Origin of the sequence: Oscillatoria sp. HE19RPO (assembly GCF_024220515.1) — a bacterium.
Lineage (GTDB): Bacteria > Cyanobacteriota > Cyanobacteriia > Cyanobacteriales > Laspinemataceae > Laspinema.
The window spans coordinates 1-6,833 of record NZ_JAMXOT010000337.1 but is presented as its reverse complement, the minus strand read 5'-3'; the positions used below and the strand labels follow the sequence as shown (position 1 = coordinate 6,833).

The following is a 6,833-nucleotide window of genomic DNA, read 5'->3' as shown; positions in this document are numbered from 1 at the left end:
CAATCTATTCATTTGCTGACGGTTGATGGAGTTAAAAAAATCACCTATTTAACTGATGAGCGGCGATGGATCCTTCAGTTCCTAGGGGCCTCCTGCCAGAAATATTATTTACTGACTTGATCAAACCTGCGGAATGTGGGTTACATATATATCCGTGCTTTTTTAATAATTTTTGAATAACGGTTACGCTGACTGTTATGCCATGAACTTTCAGTCCTTCAACTATTTCTTTTTGCGTGAGATTAGTCCATTTAATTTTTTCATCCATTGGGCTGCCTGCTGTATAAACTTTTAAGACTTCTAAAAAAGTTTCATTCAACCCAGGTAGGAGAGACTCGCTAGTTTTTCTTCCTCCTCCTTTTCGACGAATTCTTTGTTGATTAAAAGTAGTGTCTGATTCACTTTTTAATTCTTTAATGCCTTTGGCTATTGTATTTCTGTCTGCTCTCAAAATTCGGGATATGTAACTAATTCCACCATTCCCAAGTTTTTGGGCTTCTATTGCTGCATATCTTCGCCGATCCTTTTCGGACAAAGATTGATAAAATTTCTTCATCTGAGCAGTAATTTCAGAAGAATAATACATAAATTCACCTAAAGGAAATGACTGAAAGCAATCCATCAATTATCAGCAAAATAAACAAGGTTGACATCGAATAGGGATGATTTTTGACCCCAAGAATAAAATGTCAAATACATTGATATTCACTCATTTGTTTATTATACCTTATTTGTGTTATTAAATTTTCATTCCTTAGTTCTAGGCCGCAATAACGTCAATGGAGAGTTTTGGGCTATTGTCAGTGACCAAAAGACCACCCTACAAACCTTTCAGGAATATGGAATGCGTTTTGATATTGAAGAAAATTTTTTAGATGACCAATCTAATGGCTGGAATATTCAACGCTCTGAAATCCGTTCGGTCTGTGCCTTATCTCGCTTGTGGTTTATATTGGCTGTGGCCACTCTCTATGTTACGGCTCAAGGGGTAGCAGTAGTTGTTGAAGGTAAGCGTAGGTGGGTAGACTGTCATTGGTTTCGGGGTAATAGCTATTTCCCGATAGGATGGGAATGGGTGAAAACTGCTTTAGTGAACCGATGGAGCCTGAGAAAGCTCTGTTAAATTCACCAGCCATCATGATCCGGATCCAGTAATGGCATCCCGTAAGCAACATGAGCAACGGCTCTATCGGCTTGAGTTCAAAATCCAAACGTACCAATATCCGCTTCAATAGTTTTGTCAGTCAACCAGTTTGGACGCAGTGTGTCATCCCATTTCACTGATAAATAGTTACGAGAGTTCAAGCCAGACATTCAGTTTCCTTAGCCTTGGGTGATTGGCAGTGGTCTCGATTGTGGTGTTGGGCTACCTCGGGGAGCCTTCCTTACCCCGCTTCAGTCCTAGGGTCGTGATTCCTAAAACTGGGGGTGGCTATCGCCGTTGCACCTGATGGGTATGTGTAACAAAATTTATTACAATACTCATCAGAACCCTGTGCCGTCCTACCTTGGGTCACCAATTAGTGACCCATTTGAACACGCATAGACAGTTATGAGGTAATCTCGGATTGGTTCCTTTATCTTAGCCAAGGGGTTAAGAACCTCACTGGGAAGTTATTTCAGGCATTTCAGCCTTATTTCATTCCCAAACGTTTCGCACTATCACTCCTAATTTTACCTGCGGAATGTGGGTTTCATCTAAATCGCTCAATATCTTGCCCCATTCTCCCCCTCAAAAAACCCGTTTCCTATCACGAAAACGGGTGAGAAATCAGGGGGGGTTTCAATCTTTACCATACCGGACACAGACCCAGGGGTTTAACTCACCTGGGCCGTGCGCTGTTCTAAAGGAACCTCGAAGCGATCGCCCGGTTTGGGGTCGATCGCCCGAGTGGAAATCTCGTGCTTGGCCAACAACGAGCGAAAATCTTCAATCGTTCCTTGCTCGCGAATCAAAGACATTAACAGCCCCTCAAAGATCACATCCCCTCCCGCTGCTGTGGGTAGCATCACTTGGGGTTGCAACATTTTAGCCAGTTCTAAAGCACTTTCTTTCCCTTTAATAATTGACCCGACCAGGGGCAGGGATAAATCAACAATGGGGGCGAGCGCTACATCAATGGGTCCTTCATTTTTCAGAGTCGAAGAATGAGACCCGTGAGGTTCGTAATACAGACTCGTCCCCGTTTCTAAATCCCGGAGAATATAGGCATTTTCCACCAGGAAAGGTCCGATGGGTGACCCGGGAATCGCCTTAATTTCCAGTTGATTTCCCAGGGAAAAACTTTCCCCATGTGCCAGGGGGGTGATTTGAGTATAATTCAACTCCTGGACTATCTTGGCTGCATTCACCGAAGCGACAACGGGAATATCTCGATCCAGTTGTTTTAAGGTGGGCGGATGTGCATGGTCTTCCAAACCCTGGGACAGTAAAATCAGATCGATATTATCCGGGATGGGGCGTTCCCTGCGGCGATCGCTTTTGAACAACCAAGGTTGGTTTCCAAATACCAATGGACCCACCAGCCACGGGTCAAGTAGGATCCGCTTAGAGGCTAATTCAATCAGCCACGAATTACTGTCTAACCAAGTCAAATACATAATCCGAACAATCTTATCTTATTGATAACGCCTGTCAATATTTTACGCCTTTGTTAAAATTGCTGCTCAGATTTTCAGGAATTGTCTCGGCATAGGGGCTGGCATCAAATTGACGGGACTGCAATCCAATCACCCCTTCTTAAACCCTCGCTTCTAGCGCCGAGGGAGGAGTGGGGTTGGGGAGGGTGAGGGATGTTCTTTGTCAGTTGGCGATCGCCAACCCTCATCCTCTCACCGAGCTATCAGATCAGGGGCGCTTAAGATAGAAAATTGATGAATGAAAACCCAGCTCGTCAATTATCCGTTCCAGCCTGTCGGGAGTGTTCCAAAGGGGGAGACTGAACGAACCCCCGATCGTCCCTAGAATCCATAGCCCTTTTCTTAGCCGCGATCCCTGCTCAAAAATATTCGATCCCTGTTTGTTTTTCCCCTAATTTTTTCTGGCGATCTCCTAGGCCCAAGAACGCTCATAGCGCAATGGTTTTCAGGCGGGGGTCCTAAAAATTCATCCAGATTTAGGACTCAAATCACAGCCAAACGGAGCTTTAAATCACAAATTGACTTGATAAAATACCCGATAATTGGGATAATAAAGTTAAAGAAATCATTACGTTTTCACGAGGGGAGAAAATGGTAATTCAGGGAAATTTCTACAAATTGACAATTTCAGAAATTTTTTGTCAAATCTGGCGCTCCGGAAAAATCACTTACCTAGAACGCTGGGGTTTAATGAGTGCGCTGCTCAAGGATTCACTAACGGAAGATGAAATGGACGCCATCAACCGCCTGCTTCATGCAGTCCGACGGGGATGGTTACGAGTTGAAGAGTAAACGCGCTTTGACAAGCGCCCGTTGTTATTCATGCCGCGATCGTCCAGATGAAGGGTGGTTAAACAGTAATCTGGGATCCATCTAAACACCAAGAAATTTTGGACTTGTAACGATTGGTTAGCAGGAGAGCCAGATCGGGTTTCTCCAGTGTCTAAGGTATATTTTGGATTTTTTGACAACCTAAACCCCCGCATCATGATGCGCCGGTAGACGGAAAGCGCTCCTGACTTTAGAACCGACACAGCCTGGAGCGTCCAAAGCATACCGACTGCCGTATCCCGATCAACTCCGATACTCTAAAACCCGAGAACCGCCTATTGTTCGGACATTGTTCCCCTCTGACGGTTTTTTGTGTTCCATTCAAGACGTCACCGATCCAGTGCGTTCTCCTCTTTCTCCACAAGGTAAACGCACAGAGTAAAATTCAGTGGTCAAGAAATTTAAGACTGAGGTATTTTACTGGGCATTTTTATGGGGCGATCGCCCGTTCTCCTTCTCAAAATGACGGCTCTCAACAAGATGCCTTTCGCCCAAAATTTGGGATTGAATGCTATCCCCGGCACCAAAACAGGGATTCTCCCTGACCTCACCGAATTAAATCACTCCAATCCGAAACCCAGTTTCAGCCCTGAATTGGTTGTCAACTCCCCCAAATTTTGTCAAGAAACCGGGTTGCTAACCGCTACTGGACTCGCATTTTAGGTGCGAGGTTTTCCATTGGGTTGAATTACCCCTTTTAACGTGGCTCCGCGAAGGTTAACATTAACCACATTGGCTTGAGAGAGGTTCGCACCAGAAAGATTGGCTTTTGTCAAATCTGCATCCATCAAATGAGAGCCCATCAGATTCGCCTCACTCAAGTTCGCTGCACTCAGATTTGTTTGAATCAGATAAGCGCCACTTAAATTAGCCAGACTCAGTTCAGCACCACTGAGGTTCGCGCCGGTGAGTAGTTTATGACTCAAGTCAACTCCGGTTAAATTGGCCCCACTAAAGTTAATCCCACTTAATTGGGCATCCTTGAGGCAAACTTCGGTCAAATCTGTTTGGCTAAGGTTGGCTTTGCTGAGATTCGCACCACAGAGGTTTGCTTCGCGAAGATCTGCTTTGGTTAAGTTCGCCCAATTGAGATGAGCTTGAGTGAGGTTGGCTTGCTTGAGATTCGCACCATTGAGGTTGGCATGAGTTAGATCGGCGAGGTTCAAGTTGCTTTGCTTGAGTTTGGCACCACTGAGGTCCGCTTGACGCAGGTTGGCTTCGGTTAAATCGGCTTTATTGAGGCTCGCCAGACTCAGATCGGCTTCTCGCAGATCCGCAGATTTCAGATTCGTTCCGATTAAATAGGTTTGGTTGAGTTTGGTGTTCTGGAGGATGGCACCACTGAGGTTGGCTCCGCTCACATCGGCATTGGTGAGGATAGCTCCGGTGAGGTTGGCCCCACTGAGGTCGGCCCAATTCAGGTGAACTCCTGCCAAGTTGGCTCCCGCCAAGTTGGCTCCGGTGAGGTTGGCTCCACTGAGGCTGGCTCCGCTTAAATTGGCTCGACTCAGATTGGCTCCGCTCAAGTTGGCTTTGGTGAGACTGGCTCCACCTAAGTACACGCCACTGAGGTTCGCTCCGCTTAAGTCGGCTTTAGCGAGGCTCAGACGATTAAAATCTCTGGTTCCTCCGGCGTATTGCTGGAGGAGTTCTTCTTTGGAGAAGCTAAGTTTAGGTGCGCTAAGGAGGTCCGCCGTCATAGCTTAAATACTTTCTTATAATTATTTAATCTTTCTATTAGAATCTTACTCAAATTTACGGAGTCTGCGAAACCGAGTATTTCCTGAAGTATCATTACGTTTTGTAACAGACTCCCTCCAACTGATTTCGGTGGGTTAAATTCTGATGATTTTCCATGAGATTGGACGAATCATTTGAACCGAATAAATGTCGAAAAGCCTTACATTCAAAGGGTTTTACCTCCATTTTTCTCTGATAAAATAATTTTAGAGACCCAGGAACAGAGTGCATCAGTCTGGGGATAGGTTTGGTTTAAAAAAATAATCTAGGTTGCCGGAGCATTTCGATCGCCCTCCAAAAACGAACGATCGCCCAAGGTTACGGTCTTTTTTTTCTCGTTGACAGGAGTTCATTTCATCGGCTGCATTTTCCACATACTTAGAAATTTCCGAGAATTCTCGGTTGACAAGTCAAACAATCTAGGGTAGAAGCGTCTAAAAAAATAGACGAGAAATTCAGGAGGAAATGCCCTAGTCGGGGATTTGAACCCTGGACCATTCCTGCCCGATAATAAACCCCGGAAGTCCAACCCTTGAAAAACCCAGGAGAAAAAATGACGTTAACCCCTTCAACCATGCTGGCACTGGGAACTCCAGCACCGAATTTTCAACTCCCCGATGTGGTAACCCAAAAGACGATCTCCTTGGAAACCTTTGGGGATAAGACCGCACTGGTTGTGATGTTTATCTGTCAACATTGCCCCTTTGTCAAGCACATTCAAGAAGAACTTGCCAATATTGGCTCTTATTATCACGATCGCTCCGTGGGAATTGTAGCCATTAGTTCTAATTCCGTGGAGACTCATCCCCAGGATGCGCCGGAACATCTGAAGGCAATGGCGTTAACCTTAGGATTTTCCTTTCCCTATTGTTACGATGAAACCCAACAAGTGGCGATCGCCTATACCGCCGCTTGCACCCCGGATTTTTTTGTCTTCGATCGCAGTCGCCGCCTCGTGTATCGGGGTCAACTGGATGACAGTCGTCCGGGGAATAATCAACCCGTGACGGGAAAAGACTTGCGATCGGCGATCGATGCGGTATTGGCGGGAAACCCCATCCCGGAAGACCAAAAACCTAGCATTGGCTGCAATATTAAATGGAAACCGGGCCATGAACCGGCCTATTATGGGGCATGGTAAGAACCGCTTTCACGAGGGCAGGGAAATCCCCTGTCCTTTAGGAGGAACAGCCCTGAAACAACGACTAACAAACCCGGCAATTCTCATTTTGGAAATTCAACTGCTATTGGGTGGTTGGTCTAACTCAAGTCCTTCAAGCATAAAGCTCAGAAGGTGATCCCAACTGTCGAAGTACAGATAACGGGTTAACGCGGTGCAAATCATCAAAGAAGGTTTGGCGCTTCGGCAAGTGCACTCGTAGCAACTGGTACTTGTCATCGAGCAACTCCAGCAGGGTATGGAAGAGCAGGGAGAGGATGCTGAGGGTCCCCAGCAATGAGGAAAGATGCTGCAAGACAAGCCCAAAATTGTGTCCCTTGATGGTAGCCTTTGGTCTTGAGGGTGTTGTTATTCTCATTCTCAACTGGACATCGGGTTCGCCCTGCTAAAACCACGTCTGCTACATTGTCATTGCTCAGAGGATAACTCGTGGCAAAGGAGT

At 45.9% G+C, this 6,833-nt stretch carries 5 protein-coding genes and 2 pseudogenes; 3 read left to right on the top strand and 4 right to left on the bottom strand.

Annotated features, from left to right (window positions below):
* Positions 1–154 precede the first annotated feature (154 nt).
* Positions 155–556: pseudogene (locus NG833_RS30620) on the bottom strand (ISAzo13 family transposase); the annotation flags it as partial.
* A gap of 177 nt (positions 557–733) precedes the next feature.
* Here NG833_RS30620 and NG833_RS25745 point away from each other — a divergent pair.
* The gene (locus NG833_RS25745; RefSeq protein WP_254568129.1) at positions 734–1,123 is read left to right on the top strand and encodes a hypothetical protein; all 390 of its coding nucleotides are present in this window, start codon (positions 734–736) and stop codon (positions 1,121–1,123) included.
* A gap of 695 nt (positions 1,124–1,818) precedes the next feature.
* Here the strand turns inward: NG833_RS25745 and NG833_RS25740 are convergent.
* A complete protein-coding gene (locus NG833_RS25740) occupies positions 1,819–2,601 on the bottom strand; it encodes an MBL fold metallo-hydrolase (RefSeq protein ID WP_254568128.1) in 783 nt (260 codons plus the stop codon).
* Positions 2,602–3,231: 630 nt separating this feature from the next.
* Here NG833_RS25740 and NG833_RS25735 point away from each other — a divergent pair.
* Complete coding sequence (locus NG833_RS25735) at positions 3,232–3,432, top strand: hypothetical protein (protein ID WP_207088410.1); 201 nt, start codon at positions 3,232–3,234, stop codon at positions 3,430–3,432.
* A 698-nt stretch (positions 3,433–4,130) separates the two neighbouring features.
* On the opposite strand, the gene NG833_RS25730 is transcribed toward NG833_RS25735, so the two are convergent.
* Positions 4,131–5,171 (bottom strand): pentapeptide repeat-containing protein, encoded by a 1,041-nt coding sequence (locus NG833_RS25730; protein WP_254568127.1) that lies wholly within the window; start codon positions 5,169–5,171, stop codon positions 4,131–4,133.
* A gap of 593 nt (positions 5,172–5,764) precedes the next feature.
* On the opposite strand from NG833_RS25730, the gene NG833_RS25725 reads away from it, so the two are divergent.
* Positions 5,765–6,352: a thioredoxin family protein gene (locus NG833_RS25725; protein ID WP_254568126.1), complete on the top strand. Its 588-nt coding sequence runs from the start codon at positions 5,765–5,767 to the stop codon at positions 6,350–6,352.
* Positions 6,353–6,485: 133 nt separating this feature from the next.
* On the opposite strand, the pseudogene NG833_RS25720 reads toward NG833_RS25725, so the two are convergent.
* A pseudogene (locus NG833_RS25720) lies at positions 6,486–6,833 on the bottom strand (hypothetical protein); the annotation flags it as partial.